Source organism: Kitasatospora sp. NPDC089913 (assembly GCF_044748625.1).
GTDB lineage: Bacteria > Actinomycetota > Actinomycetes > Streptomycetales > Streptomycetaceae > Kitasatospora.
On sequence record NZ_JBIVGI010000005.1, the window covers coordinates 152961 to 172551 of the forward strand.

At 73.5% G+C, this 19591-nt stretch carries 18 protein-coding genes and 1 tRNA gene; 3 read left to right on the forward strand and 16 right to left on the reverse strand.

Annotated features, from left to right (window positions below; translation table 11 throughout):
• Positions 1 to 78: 78 nt before the first annotated feature.
• From thrC to ACIPYS_RS10480, 5 genes are all read right to left on the reverse strand, one after another.
• Complete coding sequence (thrC, locus tag ACIPYS_RS10460; protein ID WP_093860520.1) at positions 79 to 1176, reverse strand: threonine synthase; 1098 nt, start codon at positions 1174 to 1176, stop codon at positions 79 to 81.
• A 9-nt stretch (positions 1177 to 1185) separates the two neighbouring features.
• Entirely contained in the window at positions 1186 to 2478 is a 1293-nt protein-coding gene (locus ACIPYS_RS10465; RefSeq protein WP_093860521.1) for a homoserine dehydrogenase, read from the reverse strand.
• Between the two features lie 139 nt (positions 2479 to 2617).
• Positions 2618 to 4012, reverse strand: coding sequence for a diaminopimelate decarboxylase (gene lysA, locus ACIPYS_RS10470; RefSeq protein ID WP_093860522.1), 1395 nt, complete (start codon positions 4010 to 4012; stop codon positions 2618 to 2620).
• Between the two features lie 87 nt (positions 4013 to 4099).
• A complete protein-coding gene (gene argS / locus ACIPYS_RS10475; protein ID WP_400745294.1) occupies positions 4100 to 5755 on the reverse strand; it encodes an arginine--tRNA ligase in 1656 nt (551 codons plus the stop codon).
• A gap of 87 nt (positions 5756 to 5842) precedes the next feature.
• Complete coding sequence (locus tag ACIPYS_RS10480; protein ID WP_093860524.1) at positions 5843 to 6280, reverse strand: response regulator; 438 nt, start codon at positions 6278 to 6280, stop codon at positions 5843 to 5845.
• A 184-nt stretch (positions 6281 to 6464) separates the two neighbouring features.
• Between ACIPYS_RS10480 and ACIPYS_RS10485 the strand changes: the two genes are divergently transcribed.
• Positions 6465 to 6536 (forward strand) — tRNA-Arg (locus tag ACIPYS_RS10485).
• A gap of 127 nt (positions 6537 to 6663) precedes the next feature.
• Here the strand turns inward: ACIPYS_RS10485 and ACIPYS_RS10490 are convergent.
• Both ACIPYS_RS10490 and ACIPYS_RS10495 read right to left on the reverse strand, forming a co-directional pair.
• Complete coding sequence (locus ACIPYS_RS10490) at positions 6664 to 7473, reverse strand: LppX_LprAFG lipoprotein (protein WP_400745295.1); 810 nt, start codon at positions 7471 to 7473, stop codon at positions 6664 to 6666.
• Between the two features lie 116 nt (positions 7474 to 7589).
• Complete coding sequence (locus ACIPYS_RS10495) at positions 7590 to 8033, reverse strand: MarR family winged helix-turn-helix transcriptional regulator (RefSeq protein WP_093860526.1); 444 nt, start codon at positions 8031 to 8033, stop codon at positions 7590 to 7592.
• Positions 8034 to 8121: 88 nt separating this feature from the next.
• Here ACIPYS_RS10495 and ACIPYS_RS10500 point away from each other — a divergent pair, with 88 nt between their 5' ends.
• Entirely contained in the window at positions 8122 to 9771 is a 1650-nt protein-coding gene (locus ACIPYS_RS10500) for an FUSC family protein (RefSeq protein WP_400745468.1), read from the forward strand.
• 86 nt (positions 9772 to 9857) lie between these two features.
• Here ACIPYS_RS10500 and ACIPYS_RS10505 read toward each other — a convergent pair whose 3' ends face one another.
• Genes ACIPYS_RS10505 through ACIPYS_RS10535 form a run of 7 tightly spaced genes read right to left on the reverse strand, consistent with a single transcriptional unit; the run spans position 9858 to position 15636 of the window.
• Complete coding sequence (locus ACIPYS_RS10505) at positions 9858 to 10538, reverse strand: alpha/beta hydrolase (RefSeq protein WP_400745297.1); 681 nt, start codon at positions 10536 to 10538, stop codon at positions 9858 to 9860.
• Positions 10539 to 10561: 23 nt separating this feature from the next.
• Entirely contained in the window at positions 10562 to 11872 is a 1311-nt protein-coding gene (locus ACIPYS_RS10510) for a beta-ketoacyl synthase (protein WP_093860528.1), read from the reverse strand.
• Positions 11869 to 13152: a beta-ketoacyl synthase N-terminal-like domain-containing protein gene (locus tag ACIPYS_RS10515; RefSeq protein WP_093860529.1), complete on the reverse strand. Its 1284-nt coding sequence runs from the start codon at positions 13150 to 13152 to the stop codon at positions 11869 to 11871. The genes ACIPYS_RS10510 and ACIPYS_RS10515 overlap by 4 nt, the downstream gene beginning before the upstream one ends.
• Positions 13153 to 13174: 22 nt before the next feature.
• Complete coding sequence (locus ACIPYS_RS10520; RefSeq protein WP_093860530.1) at positions 13175 to 14029, reverse strand: SDR family NAD(P)-dependent oxidoreductase; 855 nt, start codon at positions 14027 to 14029, stop codon at positions 13175 to 13177.
• Positions 14026 to 14559 carry a hypothetical protein gene (locus ACIPYS_RS10525; RefSeq protein WP_400745300.1) on the reverse strand — a complete coding sequence of 178 codons (534 nt, stop codon included), beginning with the start codon at positions 14557 to 14559 and terminating at the stop codon, positions 14026 to 14028. The genes ACIPYS_RS10520 and ACIPYS_RS10525 overlap by 4 nt, the downstream gene beginning before the upstream one ends.
• A complete protein-coding gene (locus ACIPYS_RS10530; RefSeq protein ID WP_400745302.1) occupies positions 14556 to 15374 on the reverse strand; it encodes an SDR family NAD(P)-dependent oxidoreductase in 819 nt (272 codons plus the stop codon). The genes ACIPYS_RS10525 and ACIPYS_RS10530 overlap by 4 nt, the downstream gene beginning before the upstream one ends.
• Positions 15367 to 15636, reverse strand: coding sequence for a phosphopantetheine-binding protein (locus ACIPYS_RS10535; protein WP_159424894.1), 270 nt, complete (start codon positions 15634 to 15636; stop codon positions 15367 to 15369). The genes ACIPYS_RS10530 and ACIPYS_RS10535 overlap by 8 nt, the downstream gene beginning before the upstream one ends.
• Positions 15637 to 16078: 442 nt before the next feature.
• On the opposite strand from ACIPYS_RS10535, the gene ACIPYS_RS10540 reads away from it, so the two are divergent.
• Positions 16079 to 16783 (forward strand): helix-turn-helix domain-containing protein, encoded by a 705-nt coding sequence (locus ACIPYS_RS10540; protein ID WP_400745305.1) that lies wholly within the window; start codon positions 16079 to 16081, stop codon positions 16781 to 16783.
• Here ACIPYS_RS10540 and ACIPYS_RS10545 read toward each other — a convergent pair.
• Together ACIPYS_RS10545 and ACIPYS_RS10550 are read right to left on the reverse strand one after the other, a co-directional pair.
• A complete protein-coding gene (locus ACIPYS_RS10545; RefSeq protein WP_093860534.1) occupies positions 16750 to 17778 on the reverse strand; it encodes a serine protease in 1029 nt (342 codons plus the stop codon). The two genes, ACIPYS_RS10540 and ACIPYS_RS10545, sit on opposite strands and share 34 nt — an antisense overlap.
• Positions 17779 to 17935: 157 nt before the next feature.
• Positions 17936 to 19402 carry an MFS transporter gene (locus ACIPYS_RS10550; protein ID WP_231978768.1) on the reverse strand — a complete coding sequence of 489 codons (1467 nt, stop codon included), beginning with the start codon at positions 19400 to 19402 and terminating at the stop codon, positions 17936 to 17938.
• Positions 19403 to 19591 lie beyond the last annotated feature (189 nt).

Below are 19591 nucleotides of genomic sequence, written 5' to 3' on the forward strand. Positions count from 1 at the left end.
GACCCCCGAAAGGGTCGGCCCGGGGTGGGGGGATGTTCACCCTCCCGTCGTCCGCGCGGCGTTCCGCCGGACGTTCCGTCAGTCGAGCAGGCCCAGCTGCCGGGCGGCGGCCTCGGGGTCGATCGGGACGATCCGGGGCTGCGGCGCGCCGGCCACCGCCCAGTCCGGGTCCTTGAGACCGTTGCCGGTCACGGTGCAGACGATCCGCTGGCCCGGGTCGACCAGACCGGCCTCCGCCTTGGCCAGCAGGCCGGCCACCGAGGCGGCCGAGGCGGGCTCCACGAAGACACCCTCCTGGGAGGCCAACAGCCGGTACGCGGACAGAATCTGACGATCCGTCACCTTGTCGATGAGGCCGCCCGATTCGTCCCGCGCGGCGAGCGCGAAGTCCCAGGACGCCGGGTTGCCGATCCGGATCGCGGTGGCGATGGTCTGCGGCTTGAGCACCGGGGCGCCGTCCACGATCGGGGCCGAGCCGGAGGCCTGGAAGCCCCACATCCGCGGGGTGCGGGAGGCCAGGCCGTCCGTCGCGTACTCGCGGTAGCCCTTCCAGTACGCGGTGATGTTGCCCGCGTTGCCGACCGGCAGGACGTGGATGTCCGGTGCGTCGCCGAGCATGTCGACGATCTCGAAGGCGGCGGTCTTCTGGCCCTCGATCCGGACCGGGTTCACCGAGTTGACCAGCGCCACCGGGTACTTCTCGGACAGTTCACGCGCAAGGGTGAGGCAGTCGTCGAAGTTCCCGTCCACCTGGAGGATCTTCGCGCCGTGCACCAGCGCCTGGCCCATCTTGCCGAGGGCGATCTTGCCCTGCGGGACCAGGACCGCCGACACCATCCCGGCCCGCACCGCGTAGGCGGCGGCGGAGGCGGAGGTGTTGCCGGTGGAGGCGCAGATGACGGCCTGGGCGCCGTCCTCCTTCGCCTTGGAGATGGCCATCGTCATGCCGCGGTCCTTGAAGGACCCGGTCGGGTTGGCGCCCTCGACCTTGAGGTAGACCTCGCAGCCGGTGCGCTCGGACAGCACCTGGGCGGGGACCAACGGGGTGCCGCCCTCCAGCAGGGTGACCACGGGGGTCGCCGCGCTGACCGGCAGGCGGTCCCGGTACTCCTCGATCAGACCCCGCCACTGGTGGGTGTGGGTGCCTCTGGCGGCGTTCTCGGCAACGCTGCTCATCATCTGTTCCTATTCCCCTTCGACCCGCATGGTGCTGGCCACGTCGCGCACGCTGTCGAGTGCGCGGAGCTTGTCGACCGTCGCCGACAGCGCGGCGTCGGTCGCACGGTGGGTGACCACGACGAGCGAGGCGTCGCCGTCGCGGCCCTGCTGGCGCACGGTGTCGATGGAGACGCCGTGCTCGGCGAAGACGGAGGCGACCTGGGCGAGCACCCCCGCGCGGTCGTCGACGTCCAGGCTGACGTGGTAGCGGGTGACGACCTCGTCCATCGGCTTGGCCGGCAGCTGGGTGTACACCGAGTCACCGGGGCCGGTGGCGCCGGCGAGCTTGTTGCGGCAGACCGCCACGAGGTCGCCGAGGACCGCCGAGGCGGTCGGCGCGCCGCCCGCGCCCGGGCCGTAGAACATCAGCCGGCCGGCCGCCTCGGCCTCCACGAACACCGCGTTGTACGCCTCGCGGACCGAGGCCAGCGGGTGGGACAGCGGGATCATCGCCGGGTGGACCCGCGCGGTCACCGACTCGCCGTCGGCGGCCCGCTCGCAGATCGCCAGCAGTTTGACCACGCAGCCCATCGCCTTGGCGGAGGCGATGTCGGCCGCGGTCACCTCGGTGATGCCCTCGCGGTACACGTCCGCGGCGGTCACCTCGGTGTGGAAGGCGATGCCGGCCAGGATCGCGGCCTTGGCGGCGGCGTCGAAGCCCTCCACGTCGGCCGTCGGGTCGGCCTCGGCGTACCCGAGCGCGGTGGCCTCCTCCAGCGCCTCCGAGTACCCGGCGCCGGTGGTGTCCATCTTGTCCAGGATGAAGTTGGTGGTGCCGTTGACGATGCCCAGCACCCGGTTCACCCGGTCACCGGCCAGCGACTCGCGCAGCGGGCGCAGCAGCGGGATCGCGCCCGCCACCGCCGCCTCGTAGTAGAGGTCGACACCGGCCGCGGCGGCGGCCGCGTGCAGCTCGGTGCCGTCCTGGGCGAGCAGCGCCTTGTTGGCGCTGACCACCGAGGCGCCCCGCGCGAACGCCGTCAGGATGAGGTTCTTGGACGGCTCGATGCCGCCCACCACCTCGACCACCACGTCGATGTCGCCCCGGTTGACCAGGGCCTCGGCATCGGTGGTGAGCAGGTGCTCGGGCACGCCCGGACGGACCCGCCCCTGGCGCCGGACCGCGATGCCGGCGAGCTCGACCGGCGCGCCGATGCGCGCGGCGAGGTCGGCGGCGTCTGTCGTCATGATGCGCGCCACCTCGGAGCCCACCACACCACAGCCCAGCAACGCCACCTTCAGCGGCCGCGTACGCATCATCCGACTCCGCTCTGCATTCGTCGTTCTTCGGTCGTTCCGGCGGGCATTTCGGTGTCCCGCCGGACTTTCGGTCCGTACCAGTCTCCGGGACTTTCCGTACGGATCTACGGTCGTTCCATGATCTGAGACAAGGATTTCGTCATCCGATATCGAGACGCAGGAGATCCTCCTCCGTCTCGCGCCGGACGATCACCCGGGCCGCACCGTCCCGGACGGCGAGCACCGGAGGCTTCAGGGCGTGGTTGTAGTTGCTCGCCATCGAGCGGCAGTAGGCGCCGGTGGCGGGCACCGCGATCAGGTCGCCGGGGGCCAGGTCGGCCGGCAGGAAGGCGTCCCGCACGACGATGTCGCCGGACTCGCAGTGCTTGCCGACCACCCGGACCAGCATCGGCCCGGCGTCACTGGTGCGCGACACGAGGGCCACCGTGTACTCGGCGTCGTAGAGCGCGGTGCGGATGTTGTCGGACATCCCGCCGTCCACGCTGACATAGGTCCGCAGACCCTCGAGCGGCTTGACGGTGCCGACCTCGTACAGCGTGAACGCGGTCGGGCCGACGATCGCCCGGCCCGGCTCCACGCTCAGCCGGGGGGCGGTCAGGTTCGCGGCGGCGCACTCGCGGCGGACGATCTCGGCCAGCGCGGCCGCGATCGCGGCCGGCTCGCGCGGGTCGTCCTCGCTGGTGTAGGCGATGCCGAGGCCGCCGCCGAGGTCGATCTCGGGCAGCTCGACGCCGTGCTCGTCGCGGATCGACGCCAGCAGGCCGACCACCCGGCGGGCGGCCACCTCGAACCCGGCGGTGTCGAAGATCTGCGAGCCGATGTGGGAGTGGATGCCGCGGAGTTCGAGGCTCCCGGGGTGTGCCAGCACCCGGCGGACGGCCTCCGCGGCCGCTCCCCCGGTCAGCGAGAGGCCGAACTTCTGGTCCTCGTGCGCGGTGGCGATGAACTCGTGGGTGTGCGCCTCCACGCCCACGGTGACCCGGATCAGCACCGGCTGGCGGACACCCTGGCGTCCGGCCACGGCCGCCAGGCGCTCGATCTCCTCGTAGGAGTCGACCACGATGTGCCCGACACCGGTCTTCACCGCCTGCTCGAGCTCGTCCACCGACTTGTTGTTGCCGTGCAGCGCGATCCGCTCCGGCGGCATCCCGGCGGCCAGCGCGACGGCGAGTTCGCCGGGGCTGCACACGTCGAGGTTGAGGCCCTCCTCGTGCAGCCAGCGCACGACCGCCTTGGAGAGGAAGGCCTTGCCGGCGTAGTAGACGTCCGCGTCGGCGCCGAAGGCGTCCCGCCAGGCGCGCGCCCGGGAACGGAAGTCGGCCTCGTCCATGACGTAGGCCGGGGTGCCGAACTCGGCGGCGACACGGTTCACGTCGAGGCCGCCGACGGTGACCACGCCGTCGGCGCCGCGCGCGACGGTCTCCGGCCAGACCTTGGGGTCGAGCGCGTTCAGGTCGGCCGGCGGTGCCTGGTAGTGACCCTCGGGCAGTACGTCACCGTGCCGGGGGCCTGCGGGATGTGCGGAGCGAGACATGTCCTCGGTTTCCTCGACCTATGGCGAGGGGCGGCGACGGTCCCCGTTGACCGTCAGCCGCCCCCGCTGTGCGCATGGGGGTGGTGCCTACATCCGCTCGGGCGACGTCACGCCAAGGAGCGTGAGGCCGTTGGCGATGACCGTGCGTGTGGCGTCGGCCAGCCAGAGCCGGGCGTGCGTGAGGTCGGTGACCTCCTCGTCGCCCTTCGGCAGGATCTGGCAGTTGTCGTAGAAGCGGTGGTACTTGCCCGCCAGCTCCTCCAGGTAGCGCGCGACCCGGTGCGGCTCGCGCAGCTCGCCGGCCGTCGCCAGCACCCGCGGGAACTCGCCGAGCTGGCCGAGCAGGTCGGACTCCCACTCGGTGGCGAGCAGCTCGGGTTTGAAGTCGTCCGAGCGCGTGATGCCCAGCTCGCCGGCCTTGCGCTGCACCGAGCACATCCGGGCGTGCGCGTACTGGACGTAGAAGACCGGGTTCTCGTTGGTCTGGCTGGTCAGCACGTTGATGTCGAGCGTGATGGTGGAGTCCGTGGAGGAGCGCGCCAGGGTGTAGCGGGCCGCGTCCACGCCGATCCATTCGACCACGTCGTCGATGGTGATGATGTTGCCGGCCCGCTTGGACATGCGGACCTCTTCGCCGTCGCGAAGCATCTTCACGAACTGGCCGATCTTGACCTCGATGTTGCGGTCCATGTCGTCGCCCGCGCAGGCGGCGATGGCCTTGAGGCGGTTGACGTAGCCGTGGTGGTCCGCGCCCAGCATGTAGACCGAGACCTCGGAGCCGCGGTCCCGCTTGGACAGGTAGTACGCGGCGTCGGCGGCGAAGTAGGTGGTCTCGCCGTCGGCCTTGATCAGGACGCGGTCCTTGTCGTCGCCGAAGTCGGTGGTGCGCAGCCAGATCGCACCGTCCCGCTCGAAGACGTGGCCCTGCTCGCGCAGCCGCTCCATGGCCTTCTCGACGGCGCCGGAGTCGTGCAGCGACTTCTCCGAGAACCAGACGTCGAAGTGGGTGCCGAACTCCTCCATCGAGCGCTGGATCTCGGCCACCATGAGCTTGAGGCCCTCGGTGCGGAAGACCTCCAGCTGCTCGCCCTCGGAGAGGTCGAGCACGCCCGGGACGCCCTCGGTGATCGCCTTGGCGATGTCGGCGATGTACTCGCCGACGTAGCCGTCCTCCGGGACGGGCTTGCCGTTGGCGGAGGCCTGGAGCGACTTGGCGAACTTGGAGATCTGCACGCCGGCGTCGTTGAGGTAGTACTCGGTGGTGACGTCGGCGCCGGAGGCGCGCAGCACCCGGGCCAGCGAGTCGCCGACGGCGGCCCAGCGGACGCCGCCGATGTGGATCGGGCCGGTCGGGTTGGCGGAGACGAACTCGAGGTTGATCTTGAGGCCCTTGAGCGCCTCGTTGCGGCCGAACGCGGCCCCGGCCTCGACGATGGTGCGCGCCAGCTCGCCCTGGGTGGCGGCGTCGAGGGTGATGTTCATGAAGCCCGGACCGGCGATGTCGACCTGGGTGACGCCGGTGATCCCTCGCAGGCGCTCGGCCAGCAGTTCGGCGACGGCTCGCGGCGGCTTGCCGGCCGACTTCGCGAGCTGGAGGGCCACATTGGTCGCGTAGTCGCCGTGGTCCCTGTTCTTGGGCCGCTCGATCGTCACGTGCTCGGGCACGGCGACGGCCAGCTCGCCCGCCTCGACGGCGGCGCTCACTGCGGCCTGGACTGCCTGGGAAAGCTCTGCGGGGGTCACGACGCCAAGCGTAGGCGAGAGGGGGTGGGCCCTCGCCACTCGGTTTGCCGGTTGAGACACCGGGGCACCCCGCTCGGGCCCGATCACTCAGGCCCGATCACTCCGGCCTGTTCGCCCAGGGCGAAACCCGTCCACCGCCCCGCCGTCCCGGTCGCGCTCCATCAGCCGCCGCACCAGCGCCACCAGGTCCGCCGGGTCGAACGGCTTGCCGAGGTAGCCGTCCACCCCGACCGACTCCCCCAGGTCGAGGTCGGCCGGCGAGCAGGCGCTCACGATCGCGATCGGCAGCAGCCGCGTCCCGGGGGCCGCCCGCAGCCGGGCCGCCGTCCGCAGGCCGTCCAGCCTCGGCATCATCACGTCCAGCGTCACCACGTCGGGCTTCACCTGGCGGACCACCTCCAGGCACTCGGCACCGTCGGCGGCGGTCACCACCTCGAAGCCCTCGAGCTCCAGGTTGACCCTGATCAGCTGACGGATCACCTCGCTGTCGTCCACCACGAGGACCCGCCCGGACACTCCCGACACCTCACCGAGGGTATCGGCGGGCCCGCCGCCCCGTCCGGCCTTTGGCCACTTCCGCCCGGACCGGCCGCCCCGGCCCCGCCCCCCGGGCCTCGGGCCGGACCTCCGCGAAACCCGTGCACGGAGCACGGCGCGGGCCTGGTAGTGTTCTCCACGTCGAAGCGAACGCGACGACAACAACGAGCAAGCCCCCGTAGCTCAGGGGATAGAGCACCGCCCTCCGGAGGCGGGTGCGTAGGTTCGAATCCTACCGGGGGCACTTCGCAGGAAGTGCTGAACAGGCCCAGGCCAGTGGCGAGTTGCCACCGGACTGGGCCTGATTCGTTTTCCGCGCCTGACGCCCGGTCGACCCGTGGGGCCGGGGTCCGGCCCCACGGGTACGGCGGTCAGCTCGCGGCGGCGGCACCCGCACCGGCGGGGGCGGCGAAGGTCTCGACGGGACCGAAGTCGGTGAAGGTCACCTTGTTGACGTTCTTGACGCCCTGGTAGGCCAGGATCTGCTCGGCGTACCGGGTCCGGCCCTCGGCGTCGACCCACAGGTCGAAGTCGAAGGCGGTGACGCCCTTGGCCTTCGTCTTCCGGTACAACGACGGGTCGATCGTCACGAGCTGCTCCACGTCGATGCGACCGGAGAGGTGCTGCGTCGGGACACCGTCCCGGGTCTCGGCGCCCTTGCGGGCGGACGGGCCCTGGGCCAGCAGCAGCGCGGCGTAGCCCGAGTAGTCGCCCATCGAGATGTCCGCAGGCCGTGCCGTCCTGCTCCACTTCCCGGCCGGGACCTGCCGGGTGTACACGCTGTCGGTGGTGAGGATCGTCTCGATCGCACCGGCGTCGGCGACCTTCGTCTCGGTGCGCCCGGTGTGGACCGTGTTGAGGTTCATCCGGCCCGAGACGGTCCCGGAGGGCTCGCCGTCGATCTCGATGGTCGTCCTCATGGAGACCGCGTAGGGCTCCTTGCTCGCGTTCGCCACGGCCTTCGCGGGGTCGAAGTCCCCGGCCGGGGGCGTGGCGGCAGCCGTCGGGGCGGCGGGAGCCGGGGCAGGGGTCCCGGCGGCGGTGGCCGTGGGCACGGCGGCGGCCGAGGTGGTCGCCGGGGCGGGGGCCGCCGCATTCTTGTCCTCGGTGTCGTTGCAGGCGGTGAGCGCGGCCAGGGCGATTGCGGTCGCGGCGGCGGCGAGGACGGTGGTACGGCGCATCGTGGCGGAAGCCCCCAGGGCGGAGAACGGTGGTCGGTGCGCGGAGAGCTTCCCACGGGGCCCGACCGCCGGTCGAACCCGGTTTCGATCCCGCGCCCCGGCCGCCCGGTGGCGCCTCACGGGCGCGCAGGCGCGTCCGCCAGGCGGTCCATCAGGCGGGCGGCGAGGCGGAGGACTTCGCGCTCGGTCTCCGACAGGTCCCCCAGTGCCTCCGCCAGCCAGGCGTCCCGGCCGGCCATGTCGCGGGCCAGCGCGGTACGGCCCTCGGCGGTGAGGTGGAGCACGGACTGCCGACGGTCCCGTTCGCCCGGGACGCGGCGGAGCAGGCCGTCCCGCTCCAAGTCGGCGAACACCCGGGTCAGCGACTGCGGCTGCTGGTGGTCGGCGGCGGCCAGCTCCCCCGGGGACATCGGGCCGTGCCGGAGCAGGTGCCCGAGCACGCTCAGCTTGTTGAGGCTGAGGCCCTCCCCCACGCGTTCGGAGCGCAGTCGGCGGGCCAGCCGGACGGTGCCCTGGCGGATCTCCGCAGCCTCCGGGAGCCACCGCTGATCAATCTCCATATTGCTACGCTAACACTTACCATTCGAGTGGCAGAGAATCGGCACTTCCTGGGTCAGCGTGAGCAGGCGAGGGAGAAATCCGTACGTGATGAGTAGCTACTTCTCCCGGATCCCCCGGTCCGTCCGCTTCGACCCCGGGCTCCGGCTGCTCCGCGGGACCGCCGTCACCACGGCCGCCATGCTGGCCTCGTACGGCTCCGCGCTGCTGATCGAGCACTTCGCCCACCTGCGGGTCGACGTGGTGGTCCAGGCCGTGGTGCTGGCCGCCACCGCCGCACGGGTCCAGCTCGGCGCCGACCGGTACGACCGGCTGCTCGGCCTCGCCGTCCTCCCGGCGGCGGGCGCGGGCGCCGCCGAGGTCGGGCGGCTGATGACCCTCCACCCGAACGCCGCCGACGCCCTGTTCACCCTCGGGACGGCGCTGGCGGTGTGGGTCCGCCGGTTCGGACCCCGGGCAACCCGGGCCGGCAGCCTGCTGGTGCTGCCGCTGGTGGCGCTGCTGGTCGTGCCGCCCGGCGCCGGGCCGGTCCCCGGCCACGACCACACGCTGTGGGTCGCGCTGGTCGCCGTCGTGTCCGGCGCCTGGGTGGCCGTCCTCCAGGCCGTCGCCGTCCGGACCGGGCTGGTCCCGGCGCCCGTCCGGGAGCCCGCTCCGGAGCCGGTGCCACCGACGCAGCCGGAAGCGGAGGCCCGTCGGCGCCCGGGCGTCCACACCCGGACCGCGCTCCAGATGGCGGGCGCGGTGGGTGGGGCGTTCGTCGCCGGGCGGGCCGTCTGGCCGGACCACTGGGCCTGGGTGGTGCTCACCGCGTTCATCGTCTGCAGCGGCGCCCGCGGCCGGGGCGACGTGCTGTTCAAGGGGCTGCAACGGGCGGTCGGCGCGGCGGCGGGCACAGTGGTCGCGACGGCCGTCGCGGGCTCCTTCGGCCCGCACGAGGACGCCGCCGTCGTCCTGATCTTCGCGGTCCTCGCGGTCGCCACCTGGCTGCGCGAACTCAGCTACGCGTACTGGGCGGCCTGCGTCACCGCCGTGCTCTCGCTGCTCTACGGCTGGTTCGGGCAGAGCTCGGACGACCTGCTGCGCACCCGGCTGGCGGCGATCGGCCTCGGCGCGGCCGTCGGCATCGCGGCCTCCTGGCTGATCCTCCCGCTCCGCACCCGGGACGTGCTGCGCCGACGGACCGCCGACGCGCTGGCCGCGCTGACCGAACTGCTCGGTGTCGCGGGCGGCGACCGGCCCGCCCTGGAGCGCGGGCGGGCCCGGTTCACGTACGGGGCCGCGCAGCTGGAACTGCTGGCCCGCCCGCTGCGGGCCGAGCGGCACGCGCTCGGACTGGCCGGGCGGCTGCCGGGCGGCACTCCGTCCACCCACCCGTACCGGGCCGACGTGCTGGACGCCGTCGCCGCCTGCGGGGCCCCGCTGGGCGTGCTGGTGGACGGGGCGGTCGCCGATCCCGCGCTCTGGTCCGACCCCCGGGTGGCCCGGCTCAACCGGGCGGTGGCCGCGAACAGCGCGGCGGTCCGGCGGGCGATCGGCCGCCGCCCGGGGCCCGCCTACCAGGCGGTCCGGGCGCGGATCCCCCGGCAGCCGGGGGCGGCCCCGGCGGGCTCCCCCGAGCAGCTGCGGATGCTGGCGGCGCTGCTCGCCGTCGACGACGCGCTCGGCACGATGGCCGCGGTGTTCGGCGACCCGCCGCCTGCCGGACCGGAAGCGGCCGAGGAGGCGGAAGTCTCCTGATCGCCGCGGCTGCGGTGGCACCGCTGCTCCCGCTCGCACGGGAAGTCGGGCGGGCCGACTTCCCGTGCGAGGTTCGGACCCGACCGTCAGCCCCCGTCGGAGCCGAGCACGCGCTCGAGGAAGTCCGGCAGCGCGCGCTTCACTCCCCCGAAGGCCTCGTGGCCGGCCCGGTAGCGCTGCCAGCCCACCGGGTGGCCCCAGTCCGCCAGGACGTCCCGCACCTTCGCCCCGCTCTGCTCCGGGATGATCCAGTCGAAGGCGCCGTGACCGATCCAGACCGGCAGGTCCACCGCGACCGCCGACCGGCGGGAGGCCAGCAGCGGGACGGCCTCGTCCGGGAGGAACGGCGCGTACAGCGCCAGCCCGGCCAGCCGCTGCGGGTACCGCAGCGCCAGCACCAGCGCCATCAGCGCCCCCTGCGAGAACCCGGCGACGACCGTCCGCCCGGCCCCCACCCTCGCGGTCTCCTCGTCGAGCACGGCGCGCAGCCGCCGTTCGATGGCGATCACACCCGGCAGCGAGGCCGGACCGGGGTTCTCCAGGGCGAACACGTCCTGTTCGAACCAGGCCCGCACCGGGTCGCCGGAGACCCGGCCGATCGGCCGCAGCGGCGCCTGCGGGAACACCCCGCGGATGCCCGCCCGGTCCAGTTCCAGCCGGTCCGCCACCTCCACCAGACTCTCCGGTCCCTGGCCGAGACCGTGCAGCCAGAGGACGGTGGCCCGGTGCCGGCCGACCGGCTCGACCACCTCGACCGGCAGCCTCACCGCCCCCACCGCGTTCCGGCCGCTCACCGGACCGGCGCCCGACGGGGCTGCGCCGGGCGCTTGAACACCATCGACGCGTACTGGCCCCCGAAGCCGAAGGAGTTCTTCAGCACCGTGGCCACCGGCCGCTCCACCGGCGTGAGCGAGGTCTTCACCGCGCAGGCCGGGTCCGGTTCGGTGCAGGTCACCACCGGCGGCACGACGCCCCGCCCGAGGGTGAGCGCCGCCGCCACCGTCTCCACCACCCCGGACGCGGCCGAACCGTGGCCGGTGAGCGACTTCACCGCGCAGACGTCGAGCTCCGCCGTGCGCTCGCCGAACACCCGGTGCAGTGCCCGGGCCTCGGTGATGTCGTTGAGCTTGGTGGACGTGCCGTGCGCGTTGACGGTGTCGATGTCGTCCGGCGTCAGCCCGGAGCCGGCGATCGCGGTGCGCATCACCCGCTCGACCATGCCGACCTGCGGCGCGGTGATGTGGGTGGTGTCCACCGCCAGGCCCCAGCCGCCGACCACCGCGTGCGCCCCGGCCGAGCCGCGCCGGGCGGCGTGGCCCGCCGTCTCCAGGACCAGCGCCCCGGCCGATTCGTTGATCACCATGCCGGAGCGGCGCCGGTCGAACGGCATCGACGAGAGGGCCGGATCGCCCTTCCAACGGGACAGTGCCATCAACTGCCCGTACTGGGAGAGCACGTACTGGGTGTTGCGGGAGACCGAGACCGCGACCACGGCGACCTCCACCCGTCCGAGCCGCAGCAGCCGGACCGCCTCGGCGATCGAGCGCAGGCCGCCGGAGCAGGTGGCCTCCACCCGGGAGGCGATCAGCGGCACGCCCAGGCGTCCGGCCAGTTCGACCGGGAACGCCGAGTGGTCCGAGGCCTCCGCCGAGAGCCGGCGGCTCCGCAGGCTCTCCAGCACGGCGGCCGGGTCGTTGCCGATCCGCCGGTAGCGCTGCCCGAGCTCCCGGAAGTGGACCGCGTAGTCCTGCGGGAAGGAGCCGCTCGGCCCCGGCCAGACCCGGGACCAGACCAGTCCGGCCGCGTCGCCGCCGAGCGGGCCGGTGATGCCCGCATCGGTGAGCGCCTGGTCCACGACGCAGTGCAGCAGGGTGTCGCCCCAGGTGCGGTCCGGGGCGCCCCAGCGTTCGGACACCTCCTTCCTGACGTCCTCGGGGATCAGGCCGGCCGCCCAGCCGCAGGGCAGTCCGCCGAGGTCCATCCGGTCCTCGGCGACCACGCCCGACCGTCCGGCCAGGTTGGCCTCCCAGAAGTCCTCCACCGTCGCACCGATCGGAGTGACCACACCCATCCCGGTGATCACGATGTCCTCGTCCGTCACCGCTCCTCCTCCCGACGTGCGTGGTGGTCGCCCGGGTCGGCGGTGACGCCGCCGAGCACCAGGGCGCCGGCCGAGGCGCTGCTCCGGCCGTGGTCGATCCCGGTGATCAGGGCGGTGCCGGGCCCCGGCACCGGACGGGCCCGCCCGGTCACCAGGTCCGGGCCGCCGAGCCGGGGGTCGGGACGGCGGAGCAGTCCGACCGGTGGCAACTGGCCCCGCCGCAGCGACTCCACCGCGAGCACGGTGTCGATCAGTGCCGAGCACTCCAGGGCGAGACCCAGGGTGCCCTTGCTGCTGGTCACCGGTACGGCGCCGATCTGGGGCAGCACGGCCGAGACCTCCTCCCGGTCGGTGGCCGGCGAGCCCGAGCCGTGCGCCCACCAGTGGTCCGGCCGCGCGCCGGCCCGGCGGAGCGCCGCCCGCACCGCCAGTCCGGTCGCGCTCGCCCGGTCGGCGGCGACGACCGTCTCGCAGGCGAGCAGCCGGGCCAGCGCCCGGGGTGCCGGGGCGTCCGCCGGGGCGGCCCGCTCCAGCAGGACGGCGGCGGCGCCCTGGCCGAGCAGCGGTCCGGCCCGTTCCTCGTCGAACGGGCCGCGTCCGGGGGCGGCCTCGGTGCCGATCGGCTCGTCCCGGTCGAAGGAGTGCAACGCGGTGACGGAGGACGGCGGGGCCACCCCGACCACCAGGACCCGGTCGAGTTCGCCGCTCTCCAGCAGCCGCAGCGCGAGTGCCAGCGAGCCCAGGCCGCCGGCCGCCACCTCGCCGTAGGCGGCGACGTTGGAGCCCCGGAAGCCCGTCGCCATGTTGACGAACTGGCCGAGCTGGGAGGGGATGCCGCGGATGTAGGAGTAGTCCGGCACCTCCTCGTAGAGCAGGGTGGCGAGCGGACGCGGGTCGTCCAGGGCCATCCCGGCGAGGCGGGGCATCACGTCGCCCAGTTCGTCGCCGGTGCTGCCGACGGCCATCACGGTGCCGCCGCGTTCCGGGTCGCCCCGGCCCGGGGCGTCGGGGGCGTCCGGGTCGCGGCCGGCCTGCCGCAGGGCCAGCCGGGCCGCCTCGACCGCCCAGTGGGCGGCCAGGTTGGCGTACTTGCGGTTGTCCACCCACTGCTTGCCGGTGGGCCACCCCACGGCGGAGCGGTCGACCGCGGCCACCGGCCACGGCAGCGGCCCGGCCGGCTCGAAGAGCGACCGGCCGGCGGCCATCGCGGACCAGAGCGGTTCGGTGCCAGGACCGGCCGGGGAGATCACCCCGGTGCCGGTCACGATCACATCGGACATGGCGAGGGCCTCCTTCCCGTCCTCACTCGCCGACCCGGAGCGGACTGTTGAGGTTGCCCCAGATCGCGTAACCGCCGTCGACGGTGATGGTCTGCCCGACGATCCAGGCGGCCTCGTCCAGGCAGAGCATGGCGACCACGTCGGCGCTGTTCTCGGGGGTGGTCATCCGTCCGTCCGCCCACGGGGAGACCGAGAGCTCGTGCCGCACCCCGTGGTTGAAGTCGGGCCGGACGCTGAAGACCCCGGTCTGCACCAGGCCCGGGCGGACGCAGTTGGTGACGATGCCGTGCGGTGCCAGTTCGTAGGACAGGAACTGGGTGAGGTTCTCCAGGGCGGCCTTGGCGGCGCCGAGCAGGCCGGCCCGCGGCACGATCCGGGTGGTGGTCGAGTTGGTGATGGTGATGAACCGGGCGCCGGGGCGGCCCTTCATCAACGGCACCGCGTGCTTGGCGAGCAGCCAGGTGGACCGGGCGTTGGTGTCCTGGACGAACTGCCACTGGCTGAGGGTGGCGTTCTCCAGCAGGGAGAACTTGGTGGCCGCCGCGTTCTGGACCAGGATGTGCAGGTCACCGCCGTGGGCCTCGCCGACCTCGGCGAGCAGCTCCTCGGCGGCCGTCGCCTCGGACAGGTCGGCCCGGTGCAGGGTCACCTTGGCGCCGGACTCGGTGAGTTCGGCCGCGAGCTCCTTCGCGGGTCCGCCCCGGTCGACGTAGTTGATCGCGACGGTGGCGCCCCAGGCTGCGAGCTTGCGGCTGATGCCGGCGCCGATGCCGCGCGAGCCGCCGGTGACCAGGGCCACCCGGCCCTCCAGCGGCCGGGGTGCCAGCGGCCCGGGCAGCGGGGCGGCCGGCGGGTTGTTCGTGGTGCCGTCGGTCATCGTTCTGTCCTCTCGCTGGTCCGGGCGGGGGCGGTGGCCGCCTGCGCCGGTTCGGTGACGGGTCCCGGGGCGGCCGGGTCCGGGGCGGTCGCGACGGCCGCGGCGCGGCGCAGCACCACCACGCTCATCCGGCCGATCGCGTAGGTCCGGTCGTTGTCGTCGTGCACCCGCCGGGTGGACTCGACCAGCCCGAGCCGGTCGTCGATCTCGACGGACCGGCCGGTGCGGGTGGTGAACCAGAACGGGGTGTCGGGGTAGAGCGGGCGGACGAAGTCCCAGGCCAGGGTCCGCAGGCCGACGACCGCGGCCGGCGAGCCGTGCTGGACCACCCAGCCTGAGGTGATCGAGTGGATGAAGCCACCGGGCACGATCCGCCGGGTGCGGTCGAGGGCCCGGGCGAAGGCGTCGTCGTCGTGGACGGGGTGCTTCTCGCCCATCAGGTCGAGCAGGCGGTCGAGCAGGTCGCCGCCGAAGACCAGCGGACCGAACCGGTGGTCGGGCGCGCCCACCAGGTCCTCCCAGTACTTCACGCCGGCACCCCCGCCCGGCGCGGCCGGGCCCCGGCGGCGGCCCGCATCACCAGCCGGCCGCCGTCCACCGTGAAGGTCTGGCCCTGGATGTAGTCGGCCTCCTCGCCGGCCAGGAAGGCGACCAGGCCGGAGATGTCCTCGGGCAGGCCCCAGCGGGTGCCGGCGCCGTCCGAGCCGAGCCGCTCGGCGACGGCGTCGGTCATCTCCGTGCGCACCTTGCCGGGGGCGACGGTGTTGATCCGGATGCCCTTGCGGCCGACCTCGACCGCCAGCGTCCGGGTGAGCGCCTCCAGCCCGCCCTTGGCGGCGGCGTAGGCGCTCTGGCCGGGGCCGGGGATCCGCACGGAGTTGGACGAGATGTTGACGATCCGGCCCCAGCCCTGGTCGAGCATCAGCGGGAGGACCTCGCGGCAGGTCAGGAAGGGGCCGGTCAGGTTGATCCGGAGCACCCGTTCCCAGTGCGCGGTCGGGGTGGCGGCGACCAGCCGGTCGTCGATCACGGCCGCGTTGTTGACCAGGACGTGCAGCGCGCCCTCCTGGTCGGCGATCCGCTCGACCAGGTCGACGACCTGCTTCTCGTCCGCGACGTCGGCGCGGTGGGCGACCGCCCGGCCGCCGGCCGCCGCGACGGCGGCGACGACGTTCCGGGCGGACTCCTCGGCCTCGCGGTAGACCAGGTGCACGGTCAGCCCGTCGGCCGCCAGGCGGTGCACGACGGCCGCGCCGATCCCGCGCGAGCCGCCCGTCACCAGGGCGATCCGGCCGGCGCCGGACGTGCCGCCGGGCCGCTCGGACCCGCCGGGCCGCTCAGACACCCTGGGCCGCCGCGACCGCGGCCAGGATCGAGCCGACCGTGCGGCGGTGCTCGGCCGCGGTCTCGTTCCAGTGGTCCAGGTCGAAGTCGACGCCGAGCCGGCGGTTGATTTTCCGGGCCAGCTGGAGAAGGTCCAGGGAATCCAGCCCGAGGTCCTCGACCACCGAGTCGGCCGGGGTGATCGGCTGTCCTTCCAGTCCGGATTTGACGTCCTTGAGCAGCTCGACCAGGACGTTGAAATCGGTGTTTTCCGTGGGCGGCATAATGTCTCCTCCGAGAGTTCCGAAATACTGCTGCGGACGCCGCCAATGCCAACAGACCGGTAAAGCACTTCGCAAGGGCCACTCATCCCTCCGGCGCCGGACAATCGCCTCGGAGGAACGCCCTCCGGACCTCTCTTCAGCCAGGCCAGGACGGCGGAACCCGTCCCACCGGATTCCGGACGAATTGAATCAACCGCTCCTGACAAGCCCCTGTGGTGGCAACTTCTACAACATCCGGGGACGCAAAGAAGAAGCAAAGGGGATTGACCTTGGGAGAACTCGATGACTACCGTGGTCGCACCCTTACGTGTACCACCCGGAACGTCATTCGAGGCGATTCACGACATCGCATCGCAGTCGGCTGGCCGAACCGGTCGGACCAGGTTCCGGCCGTTACCGGGAACGACGGCCGACCGGGCGGCACGCCGTGGGGAGGGCGGCAATGGCGCGACGCAAGAAGGCGGTGCCCGCGGCGGCACCGCACTACGAACTGGCCCAGTGGCTGCGCGCCCTGCGCGCGGAGTCCGGCCTCACCTACCGGCAGATGGCCGACCGGATCGCCCGCTCGGGGTGTTCGCCGGCCACCCTGTCCCGGGCCGACAGCGGTTCCGCCCTGCCCCGGCTGGGGGTGGTCGAGGCCTACGCGGCGGCCTGCGGGGCCTCGGTCCGCGAGGCGCGGCAGCGCTGGGAACGGGCGGCCACCGGCACGGGCACGGCGTCCGCGCGCGCGGAACGGCGGCCGGGCGCGGCGGCGGCCGGCGGGCGGGCCCGAAGACTCGAGCTGGTCTACGAGCCGGCCCATCTGCTGGAGGCGATGCACCGGCTGCGGCTGGCGGCCGGACAGCCCTCGCTGCGCGAACTCCAGGAGCGGGCCCGGACCGGCGGCTTCGGCGCGCTGCCGCGCAGCACCCTGGCGGACGTGCTGGGCGGGCTCCGGATGCCCTCGGAACCGCTGCTGGTCACCTACGTCCGCTGCTGCGGCATCCCGGGGGACCGGATCGCCGCCTGGCGCGCGGCCTGGTTCCGGGCGGTCGGCAGTTGCGGGCCGGCCGTGGCTCCGGCCGCCGTCGCCCGGGTGCGCTCGCTACCGCGGCACCGGACCCGCTACGGCGGTCAGGAGCCGGCCGCGGCCGCCGCCTCGGCGTAGAGCGCGGCGACGGTGTGGTCGAAGTAGGCGCTGTAGGAGGTGTCGTCGGTGTCGCCGCCCTGCTGGTAGCCGCCGATGGCGCCGACGACGTGGCCGGTGGCGGTGGAGATCCAGGGTCCGCCGCTGGTGCCGCCGGGGTAGTCCGGGCAGTCGACGACCCGCTGGTAGGCGCTCTGCCGGCCGGTGGTGTTGGTGCACAGCAGGGGCTGCTCGCCCCCCGCGGGGTAGCCGTAGAGCCGGACGGTGGCGCCGAACGGCTCGTCGGTGCCGAGGGTGTTGCCGCCGACCACGTCCTCGACCCGGCGGCCGCTGTCGTCCGCGGCGGTCTCCAGGACGGCGAAGTCCTCGTCCTGGTCACCGCCGCGGGACCAGCCGGTGGTGGTGTGCACGGCGGTGACCCGCCAGGTGCCGTACGGGGCCCTGCCGTCGCGGTAGCCCGGGGCGAAGGTGACGCCGCCCGGGTCGTCCAGACAGTGGGCGGCGGTGAGCAGCAGGTTGCCGGTGGCGCTGTGCAGCACGCTGGCGGTGCAGAAGTGGTTGCCCGGGCGGACGGTGCCGGTGAACAGGGCGCCGACGGTGGCCGCCTCGGGGGTGGCCGGGGCGGTGGCGGTGGTGCCGAGCGGCCCGTCGGCGGGGGTGGGGGCGGCCGTCGTGGGCGCGGGCGTGGCGGTGGGCGTGGGCGTGGCGGTGGGCGTGGGCGTGGCCGACCCGGTGACCGGGTCCGGCGCCGAGGGGCCCGGGGGCTCCGACGGCTCCGCGGAGGCCGACGGCTCGGTGCCGGCGACCGGGACGGCGGCGGGGACGGTGGGGGTGCCCGGGACCGGCGGCGCGACGGCGGCCGAGGTGGCCGGGGAGGCGACGGCGGTGGCCCGCGGGGTCAGGCTGTGGGTGCCCACCACCACGGCCGCCACGGTGAGCACGGAGAGGGCCGTGGTGACCAGGGTCGGCGCCAGGAGACGGCGGCGACGGGGGGTACGGCGGCGGTGCTGGCCCATGCTCGGTCGGCTCCTGCCCTGGTCGGCGGCGGTGCGAGGTCGGTCCCGACTATGGCGCCCCGAACTGGGAGGGTGGTGATGCGTCGCTGGGAACGGCATGAGAATTCAGCCGGTCGCCCCCGTCCGGGAGGTCCGCGGGCGGGGGCGACGGATCGGGTCAGGTGGCCCGTTGTTGCTGGTGGGCCGGGGTCTGGGCCGGTGCGCCGGCGCTCGCCGGGGCCTCGGCGGCGGTGCCGGTCGCCCCGGTGGCCTCGCCCGGCGCGGGCCGGTGGTCGATCATCACGAAGGCGATCACCGCGGCCAGCAGCAGGATGCCCATGGCCACCCAGGTGGCGATCACGTAGCCGTGCACCGCGCCCTGGGCCTGGACCGCCGGGTCCCCGGCGGTGGTGATCCGGGCGGCGAGCCAGCTCGCGGTGGCGCTGGCCGCGATGGTGTTGAGCAGTGCGGTGCCGAAGGAGCCGCCGACCTGCTGGGCCGAGTTGATGGTGGCCGAGGCCGCGCCGGCCTCGTTCGGCGCGACGCCGAGGGTGGCCAGGCTCATCGACGGCATGAAGATCAGGCCCATGCCGAAGCCGAGCAGCAGTTCGGCGGGCAGCACCATGCCGGCCCAGGGGCTGTCCACCTTCATCTGGGTCAGCCAGGCCATGCCGGCGGCGGCGAGCAGCAGCCCCGGACCGATCAGGTTGCGGGACGGCACCCTGGTCATCAGCCGGGCCGCGAAACCGGTGGAGCTGATGATGATGGCCGCCGTCATCGGCAGGAAGGAGACCCCGGACATCACCGGCGAGAAGTGTTTGATGACCTGGAGGTAGTAGGTCAGGAACAGGAACAGGCCGAACATGCCGATCATCGCCAGGCCGACCGAGAGGGCACCGCCGCCGCGGTTGCGCTCGGCCACGATGTGCAGCGGCAGCAGCGCGTGCGGGGTGCGCTTCTCGACCAGGACGAACACCACGAGCAGCAGCACGCCGAGCCCCAGCGAGCCGAGCACCAGCCAGTCGCCCCAGCCGCGGGTGACGGCCTCGGAGGTCCCGTAGACGATGGCGAGCAGACCGCCGCAGCCGAGCACGGCGCCGGGCAGGTCGAGTCTGGTCCGGGTGTCCTTGCCGATGTGGTCGCGGGTCAGCACGGAGAACGCCGCGAAGGCGGTGGCGATCGCGATCGGGGTGTTCACGAACAGGCACCAGCGCCAGTTCAGGTACTCCGTGAGCAGACCGCCGAGGAGCAGGCCGATCGCGGCGCCGCCGCCGGCGATCGCGCCGAAGATGCCGAAGGCGGTGCTCCGCTCCTTGGGATCCGTGAAGGTCGTGGAGAGCAGTCCCAGGGCGGACGGGGCGAGCAGCGCGCCGAAGGCGCCCTGGAGGGCGCGGGCGGCGAAGAGCATGGTCGGGCCGTTGGCGGCGCCGCCGATCGCCGAAGCGAGGGCGAAGCCGAGCAGGCCGATGGTGAAGACGCGCTTGCGGCCGAAGAGGTCGCCGAGCCGGCCGCCGAGGAGCAGGAGTCCGCCGAAGGCCAGCGTGTAGGCGGTGATCACCCACTGGCGGTCGGCGTCCGAGATCCCGAGATCCTTCTGGGCCGACGGGAGGGCGATGTTCACGATGGTGATGTCGAGGACGATCATCAGCTGGGCGATGGCGATGACGGCCAGGGCCCACCAGCGGCGGGAACCCGCCGTTCCATGACCGGTGGCAGCTTGGGCTTGGGAGGACACTGGGGGAGCCTTTCCGGAGAGGTGCGGGAAGGTCACGCAGTCGTCTTCAAGCCAAACTCGCCTCGCGGCGAATGGCAAGGAAAAAGCTCACCAAATCGG